Origin of the sequence: Dactylosporangium sp. NPDC050688 (genome assembly GCF_040654515.1) — a bacterium.
Classification (GTDB): Bacteria; Actinomycetota; Actinomycetes; order Mycobacteriales; family Micromonosporaceae; genus Dactylosporangium.
This window is the reverse complement of record NZ_JBFAIC010000022.1, coordinates 96,421-121,294: the sequence shown is the minus strand read 5'-3', so window position 1 is coordinate 121,294 and position 24,874 is coordinate 96,421. Positions and strand designations below refer to the sequence as shown.

Genomic DNA, 24,874 nt, shown 5'->3' with positions numbered 1-24,874 from the left:
CGCGGCCGTCCTGCAGAACCACAGGTCATGGCCAAAGTCATGACGCAGAGAATCGTCCGGAGGCGTTACGATGCGTGAGATGATCGGTGCGATCCACTCAGCCGAAGTGGTTATTGCTGGAATTTACTGGAGCGAGTAGGGTCGCGGACGTGCCTGACAGCGCCGAGGAGCTTGAGCAGCAGATCGAGACGCTGCGCGCTGCCGTCCGCCAGGCGATGTCGGCCGGCGACCGGCCCCGAGCCAGGGCACTGAGGGCGGAGCTGCGCACCCTGGAGGATGCCTGGGACGAGGCCGTCGAGTCGTTGGCGCCGGAGCCCGAGGCGGTGCCGACCCAGCGGGACGGCGCCTCGATCCTGCCGCTGCGCGAGCAGGTGCACAGCGCCCTGACCTTGCTGTCGGTGCCGGCCGCGCCGAAGCTGATCGCCCAGGTGTACAACGCCTGCTTCGGCGGCGACATCAACAGCGCCAAGCTCACCAGCCTGCGCCGCGACGAGGAGCGGTCGTTCCGCTCAGCGCCGTTCGCCCGGCCGTACTACCTCTGCGCCGCGCTCACGGCCGACCGGCTCGCGCCCGTCCGCGGGCTGCTGGCGATCTCCACCTGGCCGCTCGACCGGCGCATCATCGGCCCGCTCAGCCCTCGGGTCGACTTCCTCACCGCCGCCGTGAGCATCGCCGAGCACATCGACCGCCTGCCCGGGATCGACCACAACGCCGCGCGGCTGCTGTGGCTGTTCGCCGAGAACATCCCCGGCGCCGCGGACGGCATCGGCTCGGCGAAACCGGACACCGTGATCCGGGCCGCCCGCGCAGAATTGCTCGCGCACCAACCGGTCGACCGGTCGCACCGCGAAGCGGCCGCCGCCCGGGCCAGGACCCAGCTCAACGACACCGACCGGCTCTTCGGCAGCCACCTGAGGAGTGTGCGCACAGGCACCGACTCCTAGCCAGCCGCTTCCCCCGCGAAGGAAGACGTCAGTGAACAGCACGGAACTGCGACTCGACCACCTGCGTGGCCCGGTACCGCCGACGCCGCACAACGCACGCACCATCGCTGCCCTCACCAGCAACCCCGCATGCGCGCGCCGGGCCGTGATGGACTCGGCCGGGGTCGACAAGCGCGCCGTCGCCGCCCGGGTCGGCTTTCCCCCGCCGTACGGGCAGTCGCCGTTCGCGATCACCCGCACCCGGGCGTTCGAGTCGCAGGTGAAGGCGAACGGCTGCGCCGAATTGCTGCGGATGCTGCGCGAGCTGCTCGACCTGTCGATCCCCGAGGTGGCGTACCAGGACCTTGATGAGGTCGCCGGCAACGTCAGCCACGAGGTGCGGCACAAACTGGCGCGTCAGGTGCTCGGGGCGGCCGCGACCGGGCTCGATGACGGCGGCACGCTCTTCGACCACCCGCTGCTGCGGCTGCCCGTCGGCGGCCGGCAGGTGTTCCTCGAGCCGGACCTCATCGCGTTCCAGTTCAAGGGCACCTTCCACGTCATCGAGATCAAGTCGTTCGCCGTCATCGACGGTCAGGCCGACGGCGGCAAGGTGGCCGCCACCGCGGTGCAGTCCGCCGTGTACGTCGTTGCGCTGCGCCGTCTGCTCGCCGAACTCGGGCACGACCCGGCGACCGTCTCGGACCGGGTGGTGCTGGTCTGCCCGGAGAACTTCTCCAACCACGCGGTCGCGACCCTCATCGACGTGCGGCGGCAGCTCACCGTGCTCAACCGCCAGCTCGACCGGATGACCCGCATCGACTCCCTGCTGGAGCCGCTAGACGCGGGGCTGACGTTCGACCTGGCGCCGGACCGCGACGGCAAACCGACCCGGCCGGTCGGCGAGCTGTGCGACGCGTTGGAGCACATCCCCGCGCGGTACTCCCCCGACTGCCTCGCCATGTGCGAGCTGTCGTACTTCTGCCGCAACGAAGCGCGCGGGACCACGCACGCGCTGGGCCGCTCGGTCAGCGAGGAGCTCGGCAGCATCGAGTCGGTGGCGACCGCGCTCGCCCTGGCCAGCGGGGGTCTGCCGCCGTCGCCGGAGCAGGCCGAGGCCGCCGGGGTACTGCGGGCCGCGCTGCGGCTGCGCAACGAGTGCTTCGGGCTGCCGGCATGACATCGCTGACGTCGCTCGCCCGGGCGCTCGCGGTGCAACAGGAGACCGCGCAGCGGATCACCATGGTCCGCCACACGCACATCAGCGACCGGCCGCTGGTCTTCGTCCCGCTGACCCTCGCCGGCGAGGCCAACGCCCCGCTCGCCGCGCTGCTCGGCGACGACCGGCACGCGCCGCGGCTGCTCGTCGTGCCGCAGCCACGCAACCGCGACCAGCGCTTCGCGTTCGCCGCCGAACTCGGGCGGATCGTCCTGTCCTATGTAGACAGTTTCGCGCGGCATCAGGAAGAGGTGCCGGCGAAGGTCACCCGGTTCAGGTTCAGCGACGCACCGCAGATCCTCGTACCGAACCCCGGCGGCGTCGGATTCGTCCGGCTCTTCGGCCGCTCGACCAGGCTGCGGCGCACCTACGGCGAGTACGCCGTCCCCACGGTCGTGCCGCTGCTCGGCAGGTGGCTCACGTTCTTCGCCGAGCGGGCCGAGTATCCCGGGTCGTCGCTGCTGGTACCGATGACGTCGGCGCTCGGCGCGCACTGGGCGACCGGGCAGAGCACCGTCGAGGACGCCAACCTCGCGGCGTTGCTGGCCTGGATCGACCCGCCCGCCGGGGTGTCACCGTTCGACGCCGCGATCGCCGCCGAGGACCCGGAGCACTCCCCGCCGGCCGGCCCCACCACCGACCCGACGTTCGACGCCGAACGGCTGGCGCCGGCCATCGACCGGTACGCGCGCACCGACGGCAATCCCCCAGCCCGTGAACGTGCGCTCGCGTTGTTGCAGGACAACCTGCGCAGCCAGCTGCAGCCGACGTGGGAGCTCATGTGGCGCGGCGCCGACCTGCTCCGCAAGCTCACGCCGGGTGCGCACGTCGTGGACCGCTGGGCCGAGGACCGCGACGCGTACACCAACTACGTCAACTACCTCAACGGCGACAACCCCCTGCCGCAGGCCCGCCGCGACAGTGCCGTGGCCGCGGCGCGGCGGCTGAGCCGGCTGGAGCGTGCGCAGGCGTCGTACGACGCGCAGCGGGCGCTGGACGATCCGCTCGTGATGGCCGAGTTCCGCCTTGCCGGCGAGGCGTTCACGGGTACGGTCATCGCCGCTTCGCCGGACCGGATCGACGACAGCGGAGCCCGGCGCAAGCTCCGGCCACGCATCACGGTGCGCACGGTTGACCCGTTGCGGCTGAACGACGGTCGCGAGGTGACGTCGCCGGCCCGGCCCGCGCAGAGGGCGCAGATCCTCGCGCTGGCCCCCGTCGATGGTGCCCTTGATGTGGAGTTGGAGCTCAGCGGCGGTATGGGGCGCTCACTCACCGCCCCGCCCGGCAGCGTCCCGGCGGAGGGCGAGCTGGTCACGTACAGCACGGTCTCGGACGCGTTCCAGCCCTCCGGCCAGTTCCCGGAGGCCGAGGACACGCCGTGGACGCATGGCGGCCCGCCGGCACCGGCGACGCCGACCGAGGAGGACGCCGTGGAGGCCTGGTCGTGACCACCGACGTGTTTCCGGCCGTGATGTCGGACCTGCAGTTCGGGCCGGGCCAGGGCGTCGTCGTCGACTCGCCGCCCGGCGCCGGCAAGTCGACGCTGGTCGTGCGGGCGGCCCGGCACATCGCCGCGTCCGGCGAACCGCTCGCGATCGTCGCCCAGACGAACGAGCAGGTCGACGACCTGATCGCCAACCTGGCCACCGCGGCGCCCGACATCCCGATCGGCCGCCTGTCGGCGCAGGGCTACGTAGCGACGCCCCGGATCGGCACCCACCGCAACGTCGCCGTCGACACCGCCGTCGCCGGACTCGGCGGCTCCCAGGTCATCGTCGGCACCGCCGCCAAGTGGGCGACACTGACCAGCGGCTCATGGCCCTGGGCAATCATCGACGAGGCGTACCAGATGCGCTCCGACGCCCTGCTGCGCATCGCGGGCCGCTTCGAACGGACACTGTTCGTCGGCGACCCTGGCCAGCTCGACCCGTTCTCGACGGTGGAGACCGAGCGGTGGGCCGGCCTGTCCTGGGATCCCCAGCTCAGCGCCGTGGCAGTGCTGCTGCGGCACAACGAGGACATCAAGGTCCACCGCCTGCCGGTGTCGTGGCGCCTGCCGTCCACCGCGGCGCCGGTCGTGTCGGAGGCGTTCTACCCGTTCACCGGCTTCACGTCCGGCACCGGCCCCGGCGACCGGTCCTTGAGCTTCGCCACCCACGCCTTCGGCTCGTCCCCGCTGGACACGACGCTCGCGGTGGCGGCCGGCACTGGTTGGGCGCTGCACGAGCTGCCCGCCCGGCACAGCATGCGTACGGATGCCGAGGTCGCCTCGGTCTGCGCCGAGGCCGCGCTGCGGCTGCTGCAGCGGGGCGCGGTCGCGGTGTCGGAGAAGGCCCCGGGCGGCGCCCCGGTGACGGCGGACCGGATCGCGATCGGGACGGCACACCGGGACCAGGCGGCGGCGGTCCGTCAGTTCCTGCCGGCGGACTCGGGGATCACCGTCGACACCGCGAACCGGCTGCAGGGCCGCGAGTACGACGTCACCATCGTCTGGCACCCCCTGTCCGGCCGCAAAGACGCGACCGCGTTCCACCTTGAGTCAGGCCGGCTGTGCGTGCTGACCTCCCGCCACCGGCATGCGTGCATCGTGGTGGCGCGGGCGGGGATCTCGGAACTGCTGGATGCCCACCCGTCCACCGGAAGGATGTACCTGAACGAAATCGTCAAATTCCCCGACGGCTGGGAAGCCAACCAAGCGGTGATGTCACACCTGGACCAGCACCGAGTGAGTGCGGCATGAGCATCCCTCCTGAGCGCTGAAGCTGTCGATCGTCCGTCAGACTGTTGCGGTGGTGGATCAGCTGCCCACAGGGCTCTATGAGGTCGTCGTTACCAAAGCGCTCGATGCGCAACTCGCCAACGTCGACTTCGAGCTCGTCAAACGACAGAGCCTTCGATCCGCCGAGGCCGCCGACCGTATCGCGCAGCTGCTAGCGCGACAGGTTGAACGCGCGCTCGATGCGGTGCCGGGGGAGGATCGGGTCGCCGTCGGCATCGAAGTGGCGCAGCGGCTGCTCGAATCGCTCGGCGCGCGGCTGCCGAGAACGGAGCCGACGCTTGCGTCGCCGCTGGCGCCCGGTGAAATGCTCAGCGCAATCGGCGAGCGGCGACCGGACGGTTCTGTACACACGGCGGACGGGCCGTTGATCCCGCTGCTCGACACCACGCTGCTGACGAACGCGCCCGGCGAACCCCGAGTCGGCAATCAAATTCACACCGAGATCGCTTCTGCCGACGCCATCGACGTGGTGATGGCGTTTATTCGGCTCAGCGGCATCCGGCCACTGCTGGATGCCCTGCGGGCGCACTGTGCGCGAGGCAGACCGTTGCGCGTGCTCACAACGACGTACACCGGATCGACCGAGGCCAAGGCGCTGGACATGCTGACGGACCTCGGCGCCGAGGTTCGCGTCTCGTACGACCTGTCCACGACCCGCCTGCACGCCAAGGCATGGCTGTTCCACCGGCACTCAGCCTTTGCCACCGCTTACGTCGGCTCGTCCAATCTCACGCACTCCGCTCAAGTGGCGGGACTCGAGTGGAACGTTCGGATCTCGGCCGCACGCAACGTTGACGTCGTGAAGAAGATCGAGGCAGTCTTCGACAGCTATTGGCAGGGCGGCGACTTCCTCCCCTACGATCGGGCCGAGTTCGACGATGCGCTGGATCGCGAGCGGAAGCCGACCGACCGCAGTATGGCCGTGCTCAGCCCGCTTGAGGTACGTCTCGAACCGTTTCAAGAGCGAATGCTCGAGCTCATCGAGCTTTCCCGTTCGCGTGGTCACCACCGCAACCTTCTGGTGTCGGCAACCGGCACCGGCAAGACCGTCATGGCGGCGGTCGATTATGCCCGGCTGCGCGGCGCACTGCCCAGGGCACGGCTGCTGTTCGTCGCACATCGCCGGGAGATCCTTGAGCAGGCTCTGCTGACGTTCCGCCAGGTCATGCGCGACCACGCGTTTGGCGAGCTGTGGGTCGACGGCGCCCGACCGACCGCGTTTGAGCACGTGTTCGCCTCGGTACAGAGTCTCAACGCAACCGCACGGGAGCATCTCGCGCCCGACCGCTTTGACGTGGTCATCATCGACGAGTTCCACCACGCGGCGGCGAGCTCCTATCGGTTTCTCATGGACGAGCTCACGCCCCGGGAACTGCTCGGGCTGACCGCCACACCGGAACGGGCCGACGGTGAGCCGATCCTGCATTGGTTCAGCGACCGCATCGCCGCCGAGTTGCGGCTCTGGGACGCGATCGAGCAGCACCGCCTGGTCCCGTTCGCGTACTACGGCATCCACGACGGCGTCGACCTGCGCGGCGTGCCATGGCGGCGCGGCCACGGCTACGACGAGGGCGCCCTCACCAACGTCTACACCAGCAACGATGCCTGGGTCCGGCTGGTGTTCCAACAGCTCACGACGCACGTCGACAACGTCGCCGCCATGCGCTGCCTCGGATTCTGCGTCAGCATTGCCCATGCCCGGTACATGGCAGAGCGGTTCACGAAACTCGGCGTTGCCGCGACCGCGGTGGTCGGCACCACCCCGGATGCCGAGCGGCGCGCGGCGCTCAACGGGCTGGAGAACGGCACCATTCAGGTTGTCTTCTCGGTCGACCTGTTCAACGAGGGCGTCGACATGCCGACGGTCGACACACTGCTGATGCTGCGCCCCACGCAGAGCGCCACGTTGTTCCTCCAGCAGCTCGGCCGCGGACTCCGCACCGCCAAGGGCAAGAGCATCTGCACCGTGCTGGACTTCGTCGGGACGCACCGGCAAGAGTTCCGCTTCGACCGGCGGTACCGGGCGCTGTTGGGCGGCAGTCGCCACGATCTTGAGCAGGCGATCACGAACGGCTTTCCATTCCTGCCGGCCGGCTGCCACATGGAGCTCGACCGTGTTGCCCAGGAGATCGTGCTGCGCAGCGTCCGGGATGCCGTCCCGTCACGCTGGCCGGCGAAGGTTGCGGAGCTGCGCACGCTCGCACAGAGCCGTGCGACCGTCACGATGGCGGACTATCTCGCCGAGACCGGGCTCGAAGTGAGCGACATTTACGCTGGCAAACAGGGCTGGTCGGCGATGCAGGAAGCAGCCGGTCTGCCGGTAGCCGCCGCCGGACCGCACGAAACAGTGCTGCGCCGGGCTATCGGACGGCTGCAACACCTCGACGACCCTCAGCGCCTCGATGGTTACCGTGCCCTGCTCGGCAGGTCGCAGGCTCCGGACGTCGACACGCTGCCGGACCTCGAACAGCGGTTGCTGCGGATGCTGCTGGCGAGCGTTGCCGACCAGGTCGTCGGGAAGGACGACTCGTTGCAACATGCGGCCGACCTCATGTGGTCGCATCCCCAGGTGATGGCCGAACTGCATGAGCTGCTTGACGTCCTCAGTGATGCGCCCAGCCACGTCCAACACCAACCCCTGCCGAGCATTCCATTGCAGGTGCACGGTCAGTACACCCGAATTGAAATTCTGGCCGCGGTCGGCGAGGGCAACGGCGTGAAGACCCCGCAATGGCGAGAAGGCGTCTACGACGCGAAGTCCGCCGGCGCGGACCTGCTCGCATTCACCCTCGACAAGACGGGAGGCGACTTCTCCCCGACGACCCGTTACCGCGACTACGCCATCAACCGGGACCTCATCCATTGGGAGAGCCAGTCGACGACACCGGCCGACAGCCCAACCGGACGGCGTTACCGGAGCCATGTGGCAATGGGCCGGTCGATTCTGCTCTTCGCCCGGTCCAGGGTCGACGACCGCGCATTCTGGTTTCTCGGCCCGGCAACCTACGTCAGCCACCAGGGCGAGCGACCGATGGCGGTGACGTGGAAGCTGCAAACGCCCTTGTCAGGAGACCTATACGCAACGTTCGCGGCGGCCGTGGCCTAGGCGCTCGGGAGCCTACGGCGAGGGCTGCCGCCCAATGCCGACACAGGGCGGTAATTCACACCATCGATGCAGCGTCAGGTGGGCAATTCCAGGTAGCGCTCCTCGCAGACTGGGCATCTGGGCAGGGATTCGTGATCCTGATATGGGACGAAGTAGATACCGCACATGGATCGGACGCCAAGGCCCACGACCGAGCTGCGGGCAAGGTTCCGTCGATGCGTGTAGTGCGCCATGTCGTTTGGATTTGACTGCGCGACTTGGCCAAGATTGGTGATCGCCTGCAGCTGGCCGACGCGAAGGACATGACTGCCAATCTCGCCGATTGTCGAGAAAGTATCACCAAAGCGGTCCCAGCTAGTCTCCGGCGGACTGACTGAGATCAGCACACGAATCGTCGCCTGTCAGCCCAGGTTGGACGTGCGGAACTCGTTCGCGAGGTCGATCTCGACAACGGTTTCTTCGCGTTTGAAGTCCGGTTCGTGCACCTGCGCCACGGTCAGCGTGCACTCTCCAAACCGTTTCTCCGGATCCGTCGGGTGCGGAAGGATGAACGCAGTGGTCCCGCTTTCGGAGACCACTCGCAGTGCTTCGAGCACGAGACGCTGTATGTTGAGCTCCCAGTCAGACAACAGCCTTGCCGCGGCTTCACGCCTAAGCTGTCGGCGGTCTTCGTCGGTTGGAAGCCATCTGTCGATCTCGCCGGATTGGTCGGCACGCTTCACGCGTTCGTAGAAGTCGTCGTGGTCTTTGTGGCCGCCCTTTGCGAGTCCGGCTGCAACGAGCCAGCAGACTCCGGTGCCTGGATCGATCCACACGCCGCCACGCCATTGGCCGGACTTGATCTCAAGTAGCGTGAAGCGGGTGCTGCTCCTGATCCGCCCGACGTGGTTGTCGCGTTGTGGATCTTCTCCGAAGCTTTCGCGTGCTTTGTGGATGATCGGATGAGGCAGCTCGCTCAGTGGCGAGAGCGGGTCGAGCCCTCCAACACCAACCTGCGGCTGGGCATGCGGTGCCTCCCATCCGGAGAGTAGATCGTCCAGCACGACTCGGAGGGTTGGGCGGGCCCGTCGGGATTCCACCGGGCCATTGTCCGGGGTAGTGCCGGCTGGGAGCGCAAGCGACGCCCCAGCCGAACGGTCGATTTAGAGGAGGTCGGAAAGTTCGTCGATGGCAGCGGATCGGTTCTGCTGCTGGCGTGCGAACCGCTCGGCAAGTTCGCGGCGGTCGCGTTGGCGGCGCTGCTCGAAGTTGACGACCTCGCTGAATGGGATGCGTCGGTCACGGCCGACACGATCGAACGCGATCTCGCCGCGATCGAGAAGTTTGTACAGGTGCGTGCGACTCATGCCGAGGCGATCGGCAGCCTCATTCGGGGTGAGTGTGGCGGTCGGCTCGAACGCAGCGATTTCGGCGCCCTCACGAACGGACTCACTCAGCGCACGAATGACGTCGAGCATCTCGGGCGAGATCTCGGCAGCAGCACGCTCAAGTTGGTCGAACTGCTCGGCAGGAACATGGGAGGTGTCGATCGCGCGCATGGTTCACCCACAGGTTGACTGGTCGTCGCAGATGTCACAGCTATCGTAGATGTCACAGATGCTACCAGTCGCTGCCTAGCGGGAGCAACTGTTCGAGTTGGCCGAGCGGACACGTGTTCAGTGCGCCTTCCAAGCCGATGGCGCAGGTCAGAGCGACCTCGGGTGAATGAGGATTGGTGCTGGAAGGCTTCAGGTAAGCCAACTGTCCACAACCCATCAAGTCAGTGCCGCCTGCGCGGTTGGTAGGAGATCAACCTTGCCCGCACGGCCGAGACCAACGCATCTTTGCCGGTAAAGACGGCCGGGGTGGCGCGGGCCTGTCGGGCGGCGCCGGTAGGGTGCAGGGAGGCTGGGGAAGGAGTTGGATGAGCTCGCCAGGGCTGTCGTTCGGGCTGGACGACTTCGGGCTGGACGATCGCATGCGGTTGTTCAGCTACGTCACCGCCGACAACCGGCTCGCCTACCTGTGGCTCCTGCGCGCCTTCGACGCCGCCCGCACCGCCTACCACGTCGTCCTGCACACCTCCGAGGTAGCCGCCTCGCTGGCCGCGCTCCGCGAGCTGCACGCCGACTGCCCCGACCCGGCCGAATTGGAGCTCCCGCGCCTGCTGGACGCGCTCGTCGAATGGGGTGTGCTGGACCGCGGTCAGGACGCCACCCGGGCGGCGACGCTCGCGGAGTACCGCAACCGCCACTCGGTCTACCAGTTCACCGAGGCAGGGTACCGGGCGCACCGGGCGGTGGAGAACGTGCTCACCGCCACGATGGACGACTCGACGCTGTCCCGGCTGGTCTTCGCCGACCTGCTCGCCGACCTGCAGGCCCTCGCCCAGGCGAACGCCGACGGGGACGCCGAAGAGGTGTACCGCAAGCTCAACCGGCTCGACCGGGCGCTGGCCGACATCGCCGAGCGGGCCGCCCGGTTCTACCACCTGCTCGGGGATCTGAGCCGGACCAACGACGTGCGGCCCGAGGCGTTCCTGGCGCACAAGGACGCGCTGCTGGCGCACCTGCGGGACTTCCACGACGAGTTGCAGCGGTACACGCCTCGGCTGCGGGCGGCGGTACACGATGTGGAGGCTACCGGCCTGGAGCGGCTGATCGAGGCGGCGGCGAAGGCCGATGAGCGGCTGTTCCACTCGCCGGTCGAGCGGCTGGAGGACTGGCGGCGGCGCTGGGCAGGGCTGCGGTCGTGGCTGGCGCCGCCGGCGCCGGACCAGTCCAGTGAGGCCGACCGGCTCGCCGAGGCCACCATCTCCGCGATCGGTGACGTGCTGGGGCTGCTGCGCCGCGTGACTGAGGCGCGGCGAGGCGGGGTCAGCCGTGAGTCGCAGCTGCGGCACCTCGCCGCGTGGTTCACCGGGGTGGAGTCGCTGCCGGCCGCGCACGCCCTGTATGACGCGGCGTTCGGCCTCGGGGCGCCGCGGCATGTCGGGGTCGCGCACGCGGATCCTGAGGCGGTGCCGAGCCGCTTGTCGTGGTGGGATGCGCCGGCGGTGGAGCTGTCCCGGACACTGGTACAGACCGGGCGCGCCCCCGGTCAGGGTAACGGCCGGCCGGCCCGGGTCGACCGGGGCGACGAGCGCCGCCACCGGTTGCGGGCCGCGCAGGTGGAGCAGGAGCAGCGGTACACGGTGGCCGCCCGCCGACTGGCCGAGCTGGAGCCGGGCGAGGTGACCGGGCAGACGTTGGACGAGATGCAGACCGCCGTGCTGTTGCGGCTGCTGGACGCCGCGCTCGCCGCACGGGTCGGCGCGGCGCGCGGGGTGCCGCTGGCGGCGGCCGCGCACGGGGTGCGGCTCACCCTGGTGCCGGCGCCGGGCCGGTACACGACGGTGCGCACCGCCGCCGGCCGGTTGCTGGTGGATGGGTACACGCTGACCATCACCCCGGCGGAGCGGACAGCGGTGCGTGAACTGGAGACGGTCGGTTCATGAGCGCGAGCTCCCGGTACGCGCAGGACATCGCGGACATCGAGCTGGCCGATTATCAGCGCGCGGTCCGGTTGGTGCTGCGGCACCCGCTGATCACAGCGGACTGGCCTGACGAGAAGGCGCTGCCGCGGGTGCGCAGGTTCGCCGCCACGCTGCGCCGGGACCTCGCCGAGGCGTTCGGGTACCGGCTGGAGCTGCACGGCGGCACCGCCCGGCTGGTCCGGACCCGCGATGCGCTCGACCCGACCCAGCCGGCCCTGACCAAGACCGGCCGGCCGTTCGACCGGCAGAGGTACGCGTACCTGTGCCTGTGCCTGGCGGTGCTCGGCCGGGCCGGGGTACAGATCACGCTCAGCGAACTGGCGGACTCGGTGGCCTCCGACGCCGGCCGTATCGCGGGCCTGGGCCTGGACCCCGATTCGGGTGGTGACCGCAGGGCGTTCGTCGACGCGGTGGCCTGGCTGGAGGAGCGCGGGGTGCTGCGGCTGACCGACGGTTCGAGCGCCGCGTGGGCCAGCGACCCGGGGCTCGGCGAGGCGCTGTACGACATCGCCCGCGACGCCGTCTTCGCCATCTTCCGGCCGACCCGGGTGATCCAGCACATCGACTCCGTCGCCGGGCTGCTCGACCGTTCGCTGGCCGGCAGCGGCAACGCCGAGCGCCGGGCGGCGGCGCAGTCCGCCAGGCGGGCCGTCGTGGAGTCGCCGGTCGTGTACTTCGCCGACGTCGCCGAGCCGGTCGGCAACCACCTGCGGGGTTCGGCGCTCGGCGCTGACCTGTACCGGCTGACCGGGTTGCGGGTGGAGCGCCGCGCCGAAGGTGTCCTGCTCGTCGACACCGCCGGGTTCTCCACCGAGCGGTTCCCGGGCGCCGGGTCGGTGGCGCAGGCCGCGGTGCTGCTCGCGGTGGAGATGGCCGACCGGGTGGCGGACCCGGACGGCCGGCGGGTCAAGCGGCTGCCGGCGGTGGACGCCGCCGCGGCGCGGCACGCGCTGGTCGGGCAGGTGGACGCCGGGCTGCCGACCGCCACCCTGGTCCGGCTCGACGAGGGAAGCGACCCCGGTGACCCGTCGAGCACGCCGGCAGACGACGATCCCGCCGAGCAGCGGCTACCCTTCGTCACCGACAGTTTTCTGCGCTCGGCGGTCGACGGCATCCTCAGCCGGTACGGCAAGGCGTTCGGCGCCCAGTGGCACACCGACCCGCAGCGGCTCGGCGACGAGGCGGTCGCGCTGCTGGAGCGGTTCGGCGCGGTCAGCCGGGTGCCCGGTGGGGTGCTCGTGCGGCCGTTGACCGGGCGGTACCGCAACACCGTGGCGACGGTCAGCAGCCGGTCCGCCGCGGCGACCCTGTTCTAGGAGCAGTCATGTTCGAGCAGCGTGGCCCGCGCCGGTTCGCCCCGGCCCGGGCCGGCATCATCAACCTCTGGGACTACCGCGACGAGGAGTTCCTGTTCGTCGACGGGTGGCTGGTGCTGCGCGGACCGAACGGGTCGGGCAAGACCAAGGCGCTCGAGGTGCTGTTCCCGTTCGTCCTCGACGGGCGGATCGAGCCCCGCCGGCTCAACCCGTTCGCCGGCGAGGACCGCACGATGAAGTCGAACCTGCTGTACCGCGGGCAGGACAGCGCCCACGCGTACGTGTGGATGGAGTTCAGCGACGGCGACCAGTACGTCACCATCGGCATCGGGCTGCGCGCCCATCGGCATGCCGACCGGGTCACCCGCTGGCACTTCGTCGCCGACGGGCGGGTGGGTGTCGACTTCTCGCTGCTGGACACCGACGACCGCCCGCTGACCCGCAAGGACATCCTCGCGCAGCTCGGGCCGGAGGCGGTGCGCGACTCCGCGGAGGAGTACCGGCAGCTGGTCGACGCGCGCCTGTTCGGGCTCGGGCCGGCCCGGTACGAGCAGCTGCTCGACCTGGTCCTCACGCTGCGCAAACCGCAACTGGCCAAGGACCTCAACCCGGTCGAGCTGTCCCGCACGCTGCAACGCGGGCTGCGGCCGCTCGACGAGCACCTGATCGTGGAGGCGGCGCGCTCGTTCGACGACATGGAGGCCGTCGCCCGTACCTTGGAAGGGCTGGTCGCCGCCGACTCGGCCACCGCCGCGTTCCTGTCGGTGTACGCCACCTACCTGCGCACCCATGCGCGGGCGGCGGCCGACGGGGTCACCACCCGGCGCGACACCGTCGACCGGCAGAAGGTGGCGCTGCGCGAGGCACGCACGGCCGCCGCCGAGGCCGCCGGCGCTGAGCGGTCCGCGGCAGTCGCCCTGGACGCGGTGGCGGGCGAGCCGGCCCGGCTGCGGGCGCACCTGGACAGTCTCAAGGCATCGGCGGCGTACCAGTCGCACGAGCAGCTCGCCGACCTTCAGCGGCACGTGCACGACCTCGCCGAGGCGGCCGCCCGCGCCGCCGCGACGGTCACGGTCGAGCAGGACGCGGTGACCCGGCGGCGCGCCGAGTGGGAACGCGCCGGCGTGGCCGGCCGCGCCGCGGCGGCGAAGGCGGACCGGCTCGCCGCCGACGTCGCACTCGACGCGGAGGACGCGGGGGTGCCCTGGTCGAGTGCGGACAGCGCGGCCGAGGGCCTGGCCACCAGGATCGCCGGCCGGGTCGCCGGCCGCCGTGAGGACCTGCGGGCGGTGCGCGAGCACGCCGACCGGCTCAGCCACGCCGAGCGGGACCACGCCAGGGCAGCCGCGGACGCGGCCGACGCGACGGCCGCGGTGGAGCTGGCCAGGCAGGACGAGCAGCGGGCGCGGGACGCCGTCGCCGCGGCCTTCCAGCGGATGCACGAGGACCTGCGCACCTGGTCGCAGCAGCAGTCCGGGCTGCTCACCGACCTGGAGCTGCCCGGGCTGCCCGAGGCCCTCGCCGACGCCGTCACCGGCATCGGCGAGCCGGACGCACCCGGGCTGAAGGAGGTGTACACACGGCACGTCGGGCCGGCGGTGACCGTCCGCCGGGAACGACTGGCCGCCCTCGCCGCCGAACGCGCCGGCCTGGACCAGCGACGGGCCGGCATCGTCGCGGAGCGGGACCGCATCGCCGCCGAGCACGACGACGCCCCACCGCCGCTGACCAGCCGCACCGCCGCGCGGGACGGTGTGCCCGGCGCCCCGCTGTGGCGGCTGGTGCGCTTCGCCGACGGGGTACCCGGGCCCGACGCCGCCGGCATCGAAGCGGCACTGCACGCCGCCGGTCTGCTCGACGCCTGGCTGCACCCCGACGACGAGACCGCCGCCGGCGCGCTGGCCGGGGACGCCAGCGACGGCTACCTGGTACCGCTGGCCGCCGCGCAACGGCCGTCCGGGCCGACCCTGGCCACGGTGCTGGTGTGCGAGGACCAGCAGGACGTCCCGGCCGACCGGGTCGCCGCCGTGCTCGCCTCGATCGCCCTCACGGATGTGGTACGTCCCGGCGCGGACGCGGTGGCGGTGGGCCGGGACGGTAGATACGCGCAGGGCATCGAGGCCGGGCGCTACGTCAAGGACACCTGCGAGTACATCGGGGCGACCGCACGGGCCGCCCGCCGCGCCGCCCGCATCGCCGAGTGCGACCGTGCGCTGGCCGACCTTGACGCCGCGACCGGCCGGCTGGAGCAGGAACGCGCCGGGCACGCCGCGGTCCTGGCGGCGGCGGAGGCCGCGGCCGAGCTGCTGCCGTCGCCGGCGCCCGTCCGCACCGCCCTGCGCGAGCACGACCGGGCCGGCGTCGCGTTGCGCGGCCGGACCGAGGCGGCGACCGCCGCCGCAGCCCGCCTCGATCAGGCCGTCGCCGAGCAGGCCAGCGCCGGCGCGGCCCTGCGGCGGGTGTGCGCGGAGCGGGCGCTCACCATGGACCGGATCGAGGCCGTCGCGGCCGCCGTCGCCCGGCTGGAGCATCGAGCCGTACGCCTGGAAGCGGCCTACGCGGAAGCGGCAGCCGCCGCCGAACAGCTGGCCCAGGCCGAGGCTCGGCACGGCGAGGCGGCCGAGCGGCACGCGGCCGCCCAGGAACAGGCGCGCGCCGCCGGCCACCGCCACGAGGAGAAGGACGAGGCGTACCGGACGCTGCGCGCGACCGTGGGCGCCGAGGCCGAACGGGTCCTCGCCGAGGTGGCGCGCACCACCGACGAGGTGAGCGCCGCCGAGCGGATCCTCAGCGAACGCCGGGAGGCGCTCACCGAGGCCCGGGAGGCGAAGGTCGCCGCGGCCACCCGCGCCGAGCTCAGCGAGCAGTCACTGGTCACCGCGCTCGCCGAGGCCCAGCACGACGCCGGACGGCTGCGCCCGTTCGCCCAGCCGGACCTGCTTGGACTCATGCGCTGCCCCACCGACCTGCGCTGGCCGGCCCGTGACCTGACCGACCCCGATCCTGACGCCGGCCTGCACCCGCAGATCGTGGCCCTGCATGAGGCGATCCTGGCGGCCACCCGGGAGCTGAGCCCGACCGAGACGTCACTCAAGCAGAGCGCCACCCGGCTCACCTCGGCGCTGACCGAGCTGCAGGCGCAGCTGCCGGCCGCCGGACTCGACCACCGGCCGGAGTGGGACACCGACGACGGCCTGATCGTGGTCCGCGTCGCGGACGAGCAGGGCCTGACGCCGGTCGCGTCCTTCGCCGAGCGCATCGCCCGGGAGCGGCACGACCAGGAGCAGCTGCTCACCGACGCCGAGCAGCGGGTGTTCGAGGACGCGCTGCTCGGCCAGCTCGCCCGGCAGATCCATCACCGCACGATCGAGTCGCGGGACCTGGTACAGGCGATGGACGGCCAGATGCGCGCCCGACGGATGTCGTCGGGGCTGACCGTCGGCGTCGGCTGGCGGCTGTCCGACGACCTCGACCCGGACCAACGCGAGGTGTGCAAGCTCCTGGAGCGCGACCCGGCCCGGCTCGGCCCCGGCCAGCTCACCACGCTGCGCCGGCACTTCGCCGGGCGGATCAAGGCGGCGCGAGCGACCGCGCCGGAGCGGCCGTACCGGGAGCTGCTCGCCGACGTGCTCGACTACCGGCAGTGGCGGGTGTTCGCGTTCACCCTCCACCGCCCGGGCGGCGGGGTCGAACCGCTCACCCGGGCCAGGCACAGCCAGCTCTCCGGCGGCGAGCAGTCCGTGTCACTGCACCTGCCGCTGTTCGCCGCCGCGAACGCCCTGTTCGGCTCGGCCCGCCGCGACGCGCCCCGGCTGCTCGGCCTGGACGAGGCGTTCGCCGGGGTCGACGACACCGGCCGGGGCGAGCTGATGGCCCTGGCCAAACAGTTCGACCTGGACCTGTTCATGACCGGCTACGACCTGTGGGCCACCTACCCCGCGGTCGGCGGCGCGGCCCACTACGACCTGTCCCACTCGGCCGTGGACCACGCCGTCTCCACCGTGCTGCTGGTGTGGGACGGCACGATGAACGTCGCCGACTTCGACGGCAGCCTCGCCACCGCCCTCGGATCGCCGCAACGCCGGCAGGCGCCGGGTGCCCGTACCACAGCGGAGGCCGACGAACTGTTCGCCGAGCTCGTCGACGAATGACCTCGTGGGAATCGCTGGCCGGCGAGGCCGGCTGGCGCCGCCTGCTCGCCGCCGCCCGCCGCAGCCTCGAACGCACCGGCGGCGACCTGACCGGCAGCATCTCGGTGAGCGACCCCACCGAGGCGGAGCGGCTGGTCGTCATCGGCGTCACCGGGGTGTACCGGCCAGCTTCGGCCGCCCGGCTGACCGTGCGCCTGGACAGCGTCGACGGGTACCTTCGCGAGGCGTACAAGGTCGGTCTCACCGATGTGCTGCAGGCCGCCGCCCCGTTGCGCAACCGCCCCGGCGAGGCGCTCCGCGAGACGTCGGCTCGGGCGGCCGTCCTCGAAGCGGCCCGGCAGTCCCGGCATGCGGACGCCCCCTGGTACGAGGGCTGGCTCGAAGACCTGCGCAGGGACGGCACGATCACCCGGATCGTCCGCTCCGGCCTGCCGTTCCCGGACGTGCTGCGGGTCCTGGACGCGCTGCCGGCGGCCGACGAGCCGCTGCCGGCCTTCGCCGACCGGGTGCTGGGCGACACCAAGGGCCTGAACGACGGCTTCGTCCGCGGCCTGACGCTGCGCGCGCTGGCGGCCTGGCTCGGCGTCGCCGCACCGGCCGGCGCGGAACAGGAGCGGGAGCTGTGGGAGTCGGTCGGCGTCATCCCGGACGACCTGGCCAGCCAGGTCTTGGTCCTGAACCTCCCGGCCCGCGGCGGGCTGCTCGGCAGGTGGCTGAGCGAGGCCGCGCAGGTCGGCATGCCGGTGCGAGTAACGCTGTACCACCTGCGCCGCGAACCGCTGCACCTGCCGTGCGACGAGATCTTCGTGTGCGAGAACCCAGCGGTGCTGCGGGCGGCCGCCGGCGCCCCGTCCCGCCCGCTGATCTGCACCGAGGGCGTGCCGTCCGCCGCGGTGCACCGCCTGCTGCACGCCGCCCCCGACGCCGTGATCAGGTGGCGCAACGACTTCGACTGGACCGGCGTCCGGCTGACGGGTGCGGCGCTGCAGCGGCACCCGCGGTGCGTACCGTGGCGGATGTCCGTCGCTGATTATCAGGCGCACGCTGGCGACGGCGTGCCGCTGCAGGGTGTGGCACCGGCGGCGGCCGGCTGGGACCCGCACCTGGTCGAGGCGATGCGGCGGACGGGGCAGGCCGTGATGGAGGAACGGCTCTTGAACAACCTGCTGCATGACCTTCGCCCGGCTTAGTTCGGCGGCACCGCGAGTTCAGGTGCGGTGTACCGGCCGGGCGTCGGGGTGCAGCCGGCGCAGGCCGTCGCGGGCGACCTCGGTGGCGCTGCCCGCCGCCCGGGCCAGGTCCCACTCCAGGTACACCTTGTCGCCGTCGTAGCAGCCGAAGCTGCTGGAGACGCACAGCAGCGGCTCACGCTCGATCAGGTGCCCCTCCCGCACGATGTCGTGGCCGAACACGGCCACCTTGCACCCATCGTGCAGCGCGCGAAGAAACGCGAAGGCCCGCTCAGCGGACGTGGTACGAGCCCACAGCAGCGCCCCGAGCGGTCCCGTCGAGGACATGTCCATCAAGGGCGTCGACTCGTACCCGCCCAGCGCCAGGTCATCGAGGTCACGCGGGCCGGAGATCTGCGCGTGCGGCGCGGCGTGCGTGAAGGCGATGGCCGCGACCGGCGCGACGACCGCCAGCGGCCAGCCCGCGATCCACTGGCGGATCGGTTCGAAGCCGCCCGGGGTGTACTGCCGTTCCAGGTACGCCGCCTCGTCGGGGTGGAACTTGGCCAGCTGTGGGCCGCCCAGATGGGCGTGCTCATGGTTGCCGAGCAGGAAATGGACCTGTTCCGGGTACGCCGCCTGGAGCTGCTGGGCCTCGGCGAGCAGCCGGGGCGTCTGGTCGACATAGAAGTCGCCGAGATGCTCGGGCCACGCCTGCGGCGCGATGGCCGGACCGTGCACCAGGTCCCCGCAGAACAGCAGGTGCGGCCGGGGACCTGGAGTGTCCATGATGGACCTGAACCGGGCCACGATCGCACGGAAGTCCGCGATGTTGCCGTGCAGGTCGGTGACGGCAAGCAGCCTACCCTCCGACGGCAGAGTCACCACCCGTGACATCGACCCACGATGGCACACCGGTCACCCGCAGTCCACCGTCACACCGCCCCCGATGATGCGTCCCCGATCCTGAGTGGGGTTGTGCCACGCGCCCCGTGTCGTGTAGAGAACAGCTTCCCCGCCATCACCACCGTCCCTTACCATCGTGGTGATCTTGTGAGCACCACTGCACTTGGGTCACGTCGTCGGCGTGGGCCTGGAATCCGGCGATCCATCGGGGTGTACTCATCACAGGATCGCCGTCTCTTCAAGGAGGCCCGTGCACGCACTCGATTCCCTCTTGGTCGCCGCCCAGGCCAGTGTGCGTCCCGAAGCCAGTCCGGCTCCGGTCGGGCGAAGCGTATGCAGGGTCCACCAGAATGATGTACGCGCGTTGGTCGTACCGACAAAGTCGTCTCAATCAACTGAACCGGACATCCGGTTCGAGTCACGCCTGTCGCTAGAGTGTGCCCGATGCCGAAGGTGGTAAACGTCGTCGGACGCGATGAGCGGCTGAAGGAGCTGTCGGCTCGATTTGGCGAGCTGACGCAGGGCCGAGGCGGCATTGTCTGGGTCGGCGGCGAGGCCGGCATCGGCAAGTCGTCACTCGTCGTGGCCGCCCTCGACGATCCGGCGGCCGAGGACCTGCGGGTCTGGTGGGCCAGCGGCGACGAACTGAGCGCCCCGACCGGGCTGCGGTTCCTCCTGGAGGCCATCCCCCGTGACACCGAGGACCGCCAGCAGATTCTCGACCTCCTGGCCGGTCGGGGGTCGGGCACCGACATGATCCGGGCGGCCAGCGAACGGATCATCGCGCTCTTTGATCGCGAGTGCACCCGAGCCCCCCTGGTGCTCGTCGCGGACGACCTGCAATGGGCGGACGAGGAGAGCCTCGACACGCTGCTCGGCTTGTTCCGCGTCGCCCGCCAGAGTCCGCTGCTGATCATCGCCACGGCCCGGCCCTTGCCCGAACCGGACGCGCTCTCCCGCCTGCACGCCGCGACGCTACGCGACGGGCAGGCCACGTCGATCATGCTACTCCCGCTGGAGGCTTCGTCGATGGACGCCATCGCCGAGTCGCGGTTGGGGGCGCCACTCGGTCCGGTGTTGCGCGAAGGGGTCGTGGCGACCGCAGGGAACCCTTATTACCTGGTCGAAATGCTCAACGCGCTGGTCGAGGAGGGCGCGGTCGACGTCCGGAACGGGATGGCGGAGATGCTGCCGGGGACGTCGCCGTATCCGGCGTCGCTGAGCACCATCATCGGCCGCAGATTGGGCTTCCTGTCCGCCGGCGCCCGGTCGACGCTGCGCACCGCGGCCATCCTGGACTCGCGATTCACCATCACTGACCTGGCGTCGATGTCGAGTCGACCGCTCCCGACCGTCGTCGAGCATGTGGACGAGGCGCTGCAGGCCGGCCTGGTTGTCGAGCTCGGTCGCGAACTGGGCATCCGCCACCCGCTGATCCGGCAGGTCCTGCACACCCAGGTGCCCGAGGCTGTGCGGGTCGCCCTGCATGAACACGCCGCCCGCCGGCTGGCGGCCGAACAGGCGTCCTGGGACCGGGTAGCCCGTCATCTGCTCGCTGCCCCCGAGGCCATCGACGGCTGGGCCATCGACTGGCTCCTGGGCATCCCGCGCCCGGCGCTGCTGGCGTTGCCAGCCGTGGCCGTCGACCTGCTCACCCGCGCTCGGGCCAGGCTGGCGACCGGTGATCGGCGGCGGGAGGCGGTGACTGTCCGGCTGGCCGCCGCGCTGCGCATCCTCCGGCGACCGGAGGACCTGGCCCGACTCGGGTCGTCGGCGTTGGCTGGGATGACCGATCCCAGCGATGCCGGCGAGTTCGCCTGGCACCTCAGCCGCGGCTACCAGATGCTCCCCACCCAGAGCGCGGAGGGGATCACCGTCATCGACGGCCTCCTCGAGCGCCTCGACCCTGGGCCGCTCTGGCGAGCCCGCCTGCTGGCACAGCGCGCGGTCACCGTCGCCAACGCCAGCCGGGTCGAGGAGGCCGGGCGGACCATCGCCGAGGCGATCGAGGCTGGGAACCGGGCCGGCGATGCGATCAGCATCGGGTACGCCCTCGCCGCCCAGCTCCAGATCGCGAGCCCGGAGGAGGCATACGAGGTCATCAAACGCGCGCTCGCCCTGCCCTGGCCCGACGATCCGGAGTCGACCGACCTGCGCATACTGTTGCTGGTCAACCGCCTGATCAACCTGCTCAACCTGTCCCGATGGAGCGAGTTCGAGGCGGCCCTCGGGACGACCATCTCGGAGGCGGAGCGAGTGGGCTCGCTCCGGATCACCGAGGTGCACAACACCGCCATGGCCTTCTTCTACTCCGACGGCCAGTGGGATCAGGCCATGCTGTACGCGACCCAGACCGAGGCCCGAACCGCTGAACAAGCGCTCCTGCTCCGCGGGTTTGTTGCCCTCATCCACGCCCGTCGGGGCGACGCCGAACTCGCCGCCGAGCAGATCGCGCTGTTGGGCGAGCATCCCCATGGCAACGGGCTGGACGACCTGCTCGCTGCCCGGCCGTTGATGTGGGCGCGGGCCTGCCTGGCCGAGACCGCAGGCGATCTGGCTGCTGCGATCGCCGAGCTGACCGTATGGCTCGTCCCGGAGGACATGTCGAGCCCACTCGCTCGCTGGGGACGATGGGGGTGCGTATCCAGACTGGTTCGCCTGGCTCTCGCCGCCGACGACCTCGAGCTGGCCGAACGGGCCGGCGCCGCGGCGGTGGACGATGCCCGGGACTTGCCGTCCTCGCCCAAGTCCCAGGCAAACGTCGACCTGTGCCGGGGCATGATCGACGGCGACCCGGAGCGGCTCCGGACGGCGTACAAGCTCTTCGAAGCCCATCGAGCGCCGCTGGACGCGCTGACCGCCGCCGAAGAGCTCGCCGTGGTGCTGGCCAAACAGGGGGACCTGGAGGGGGCACGCAGCGTCTTCGCCGGTGCGGCGGACCGGTACGCCGCGATGGGGGCCCTGACCGACCTACGTCGGCTCCAAGGCCGGCTGCGCCCCCACGGCATCCGGCGCGGCCCCCGGGCCGCGAGTCGGCGCCCGGCCGTCGGTTGGGCGGCGCTCACCGAGACCGAACGGACCGTCGCGCGGCTCGTGGCCGAGGGGTTGTCGAATCCCGAGATCGCGAGCCGCCTGTTCATCTCCCGCCGGACGGTCGAGACCCACGTCGCACGCGTCCTCGGCAAGCTCCAACTGCGAAGTCGGGTCGAGGTCCGACTCTCCGCGGCCGACCTCTCGCAACCCTAGCGTCGTACATTCCCACACCCGGTCCCGAACGTCAGCCAGTCCCGACCGTCAACTGGTTCCCACTGTCAACGCTCGGTCGCGATGGCGCACCGGAACGCGCGTAGCGCGTGGTATGCCCGCGACGAGACGGTGGCCTCGTCGACACTGAGCAACGCAGCGGTCTCCGCCACCGAGCGACCCCGGTAGAACAACTCGGCGATCACCGTGGAGTGCTCGGCGCTCAGCTGTTTGAGGGCCAGCGTGACCTGCACGTCGGACGCGCTCCCGGCCAGGTTCCTCGCGTTCCTGTACCGCGGGCCCGGTTGGGCGGCCCGGCCCGGCCTGGACCGGACATAGTCCATGGCCACCCGTCGCGCCAGGGTAAGCAGCCAGGACGAGGAGGCAATCGGGTCGGTGCCTGCCGGCTCAAGCATCTCCGATGCCCGCCGAACCGTCTCGCGCACCAGGTCCTCGGTGGCCTGGCGGTCACCGTCCGTCCACCGTGACAGGAACTGACGCAACGCCGATGCGTGGACCAGGTAGAGCTGCTGGGTACGGTCGTCGGCCTGGACCGAACGCGAGCCTGGCCCCGCCTCGACAGACGGTTCTGGCGATCGACTCATGCGGATCGAACCTCCTCTAGCATCTCTCACGGAGGCTATGAGTCGGCACCGCCGACACGCATCAGTGAGCTTACGGAGGTTTTACGAAGATCCGGGACGTCGATAGTATGGTGCGCCGGAGCGACGACGTCGGCCCGTTCGTCAAGGAATCCGCCGGACATGTGAGCCGTCCGGGGAAGTTGCTCGTATGTATCCGACATGGCAGGGACGGCGGGTTCGGCACGGACCATGAGTGGCAACCCGGCGCTTGGTGACCACCGGCCGGTGTTGCGTCCGCCGGGCCTGTTCGACCTCGACCTGGTGGTTTCCCCGGACGGGGGCCTGGCCAGTCGGGACCGTATCCAAACCCCGCTGAGCGCGGCCGACCTCGTCGAGCTCGTGCGCCGGGCCGGAGCGACGGACAGCGACCTCCGGCTGCTTGCGGTGCCCGGCGAGCAGAACCTACCGCTGCTGCGGGCGGTGGCCCGCCAGCTCGGCCGCGACATCCTGGTGCCCCCTATCGGCAGCGACTTGATTCGCGTGCCGGCCACGCCGGCGGAGCCATACGGCCCCCTCCGCCGCGACGCCGCGGACGAGCCCGAGGCGGACGAGGTCGTACCGGTGGACTCGGAGACCGGATACCCGGTGGAGTGGCTCACCATCCGGCCCGACGGCCGCGTCGGCGCCGCCTTCGGCTGGTACGAACTGGTGGGCGGTCTGATCGTGCCCCGCCACGGGCTGGTCACGGTGCCGTTGCCGGACGGCGGCCGGATACTGGCCACCCGCCGCTCGTTCGTCGCGGATCGGGCAGCGGCGGCCACGCTGCGCACCGGGCACCCTGCCCTGATCACCGTCAGGGTGGGTGTACGGGGCGGCGACTTCGTGCTGGGTTTCTACGACCGGCGCACGGAGGTGGTCGACGGCGCGGAGCTCGCGGCCGCCCTCGCCACGGTGCCGCTCTACCAGGCCAACCTGCGCATGTGGTTGTCATGGCCCGAGCCGGAGGCGGAACGGCGCCGGATGCGAGCGAACCTTGCCCTGCTCGCTGACGTCACCGGCGCGACGGTGTGGGCCCCGGCCGAGCCCGGAGCGACGGCTATGCTCGATGGCTGCCTTGACCTCGCCGTGGTGGATCCGGACGGGCGGCCCGCCTGGTGGCAGTCGTACGGTCAGCCAGGACAGTTCGAGTCCGATGTTGACGGGCGTCTGGTGCCGATCGGTGGCGTGGACGTGTCCAGTACGCCCGGCATCCCGCTCGTCAGCGGACACCGCGGCCAGCCGCGGCTCGAGCCGACCGCATGGCCGGGATTCGCCTGCCATCTGCCGATCCTGCCGGGCGGCCGGATAGGAATGCGGTACGCCGACGGGACGCTGCTTGCGATCGGGCCGAGGCAGTTCGCGCAGTCGCTGCGCGACCACGGATGGTCTGGCGAGGACGTGGTGGTAGTGTCGCCAGTAACGCCGGAGCAGGTCGCCGGCACCCGTCGGCATCTGGCCGTCCTGACCGCGCAGCTCGGCGCAACGATCACGATCGCGGCCGATGCGACATCGGGTCCGCCGCCCTCGCCCGCGAGGCGGTTGACGCCACCATCCCCGCCGCGGTCGGCTGTTCCCGCACCCGCACCCGCTCCGGCGCCGAGCACGCCGGCCTCGGCCGACGCCCCGCCACCCCCTATTCGACCGGCCGATGATCGACGGCCGCCGCGGATCCCGGACTATTCCCGGTCTGCGGTGAACGACACGCTGGCGCGGCTGGATCCCTCCGATCGAGCGCAGGCGGACCGCCTGGTGCGACTGGCCTGGGCGGTGGCCGAGCACCTGGTTGGCCAGCGCCACATCGCCGCCGTGCCGCCGGGCGAGCGCACCGAGCACCTGGCCCGGCTCGGCGCGCTGACCGAACTCATTGACCAACTCGTCGGACCGCTCGACCCTGCGCCCGACCCGGCCCGACCGCCGGCAAA

15 protein-coding genes and 1 pseudogene are annotated in these 24,874 nt (G+C 71.1%); 11 read left to right on the top strand and 5 right to left on the bottom strand.

Annotated features, from left to right (window positions below):
- Positions 1-149 precede the first annotated feature (149 nt).
- From AB0H83_RS22180 to AB0H83_RS22160, 5 genes are read left to right on the top strand one after another with little or no spacing between them, the layout of a single operon-like run.
- Entirely contained in the window at positions 150-944 is a 795-nt protein-coding gene (locus AB0H83_RS22180) for a hypothetical protein (protein WP_360096929.1), read from the top strand.
- A gap of 31 nt (positions 945-975) precedes the next feature.
- The gene (locus AB0H83_RS22175; RefSeq protein ID WP_360096926.1) at positions 976-2,103 is read left to right on the top strand and encodes a hypothetical protein; all 1,128 of its coding nucleotides are present in this window, start codon (positions 976-978) and stop codon (positions 2,101-2,103) included.
- The gene (locus AB0H83_RS22170; protein WP_360096923.1) at positions 2,100-3,593 is read left to right on the top strand and encodes a hypothetical protein; all 1,494 of its coding nucleotides are present in this window, start codon (positions 2,100-2,102) and stop codon (positions 3,591-3,593) included. The genes AB0H83_RS22175 and AB0H83_RS22170 overlap by 4 nt, the downstream gene beginning before the upstream one ends.
- 23 nt (positions 3,594-3,616) lie before the next feature.
- Positions 3,617-4,885 (top strand): AAA family ATPase, encoded by a 1,269-nt coding sequence (locus AB0H83_RS22165; protein WP_360097017.1) that lies wholly within the window; start codon positions 3,617-3,619, stop codon positions 4,883-4,885.
- 49 nt (positions 4,886-4,934) lie between these two features.
- On the top strand, positions 4,935-8,030 hold the full coding sequence (locus AB0H83_RS22160; protein WP_360096920.1) for a DUF3427 domain-containing protein: 3,096 nt from the start codon (positions 4,935-4,937) through the stop codon (positions 8,028-8,030).
- A gap of 74 nt (positions 8,031-8,104) precedes the next feature.
- Here AB0H83_RS22160 and AB0H83_RS22155 read toward each other — a convergent pair whose 3' ends face one another.
- The 3 genes from AB0H83_RS22155 to AB0H83_RS22145 all read right to left on the bottom strand — a co-directional run bounded on the left by AB0H83_RS22155 (position 8,105) and on the right by AB0H83_RS22145 (position 9,568).
- Entirely contained in the window at positions 8,105-8,416 is a 312-nt protein-coding gene (locus AB0H83_RS22155) for a DUF3039 domain-containing protein (RefSeq protein WP_360096917.1), read from the bottom strand.
- Between the two features lie 15 nt (positions 8,417-8,431).
- A complete protein-coding gene (locus AB0H83_RS22150) occupies positions 8,432-9,073 on the bottom strand; it encodes a hypothetical protein (RefSeq protein WP_360096914.1) in 642 nt (213 codons plus the stop codon).
- 99 nt (positions 9,074-9,172) lie between these two features.
- On the bottom strand, positions 9,173-9,568 hold the full coding sequence (locus AB0H83_RS22145) for an excisionase family DNA-binding protein (RefSeq protein ID WP_360096911.1): 396 nt from the start codon (positions 9,566-9,568) through the stop codon (positions 9,173-9,175).
- Between the two features lie 365 nt (positions 9,569-9,933).
- Between AB0H83_RS22145 and AB0H83_RS22140 the strand changes: the two genes are divergently transcribed.
- The 4 genes from AB0H83_RS22140 to AB0H83_RS22125 are packed head-to-tail and all read left to right on the top strand — an operon-like array spanning position 9,934 to position 18,201.
- Positions 9,934-11,505 carry a TIGR02677 family protein gene (locus AB0H83_RS22140; protein WP_360096908.1) on the top strand — a complete coding sequence of 524 codons (1,572 nt, stop codon included), beginning with the start codon at positions 9,934-9,936 and terminating at the stop codon, positions 11,503-11,505.
- Positions 11,502-12,860, top strand: coding sequence for a TIGR02678 family protein (locus AB0H83_RS22135; RefSeq protein WP_360096905.1), 1,359 nt, complete (start codon positions 11,502-11,504; stop codon positions 12,858-12,860). The genes AB0H83_RS22140 and AB0H83_RS22135 overlap by 4 nt, the downstream gene beginning before the upstream one ends.
- 8 nt (positions 12,861-12,868) lie before the next feature.
- The gene (locus AB0H83_RS22130) at positions 12,869-17,011 is read left to right on the top strand and encodes a TIGR02680 family protein (protein WP_360096902.1); all 4,143 of its coding nucleotides are present in this window, start codon (positions 12,869-12,871) and stop codon (positions 17,009-17,011) included.
- Positions 17,008-18,201, top strand: a complete 1,194-nt coding sequence (locus AB0H83_RS22125) for a TIGR02679 domain-containing protein (RefSeq protein ID WP_360096899.1) — start codon at positions 17,008-17,010, stop codon at positions 18,199-18,201. Before AB0H83_RS22130 ends, AB0H83_RS22125 begins: the two co-directional genes overlap by 4 nt.
- An 18-nt stretch (positions 18,202-18,219) precedes the next feature.
- Here AB0H83_RS22125 and AB0H83_RS22120 read toward each other — a convergent pair whose 3' ends face one another.
- Positions 18,220-19,077 carry a metallophosphoesterase gene (locus AB0H83_RS22120; protein ID WP_360096896.1) on the bottom strand — a complete coding sequence of 286 codons (858 nt, stop codon included), beginning with the start codon at positions 19,075-19,077 and terminating at the stop codon, positions 18,220-18,222.
- 453 nt (positions 19,078-19,530) lie between these two features.
- On the opposite strand from AB0H83_RS22120, the gene AB0H83_RS22115 reads away from it, so the two are divergent.
- Positions 19,531-22,332, top strand: coding sequence for an AAA family ATPase (locus tag AB0H83_RS22115; protein ID WP_360096893.1), 2,802 nt, complete (start codon positions 19,531-19,533; stop codon positions 22,330-22,332).
- Positions 22,333-22,397: 65 nt separating this feature from the next.
- Here the strand turns inward: AB0H83_RS22115 and AB0H83_RS22110 are convergent, their stop codons facing one another.
- Complete coding sequence (locus AB0H83_RS22110) at positions 22,398-22,934, bottom strand: sigma factor (protein ID WP_360096890.1); 537 nt, start codon at positions 22,932-22,934, stop codon at positions 22,398-22,400.
- 423 nt (positions 22,935-23,357) lie between these two features.
- On the opposite strand from AB0H83_RS22110, the pseudogene AB0H83_RS22105 reads away from it, so the two are divergent.
- Positions 23,358-24,874: pseudogene (locus AB0H83_RS22105) on the top strand (hypothetical protein); the annotation flags it as partial.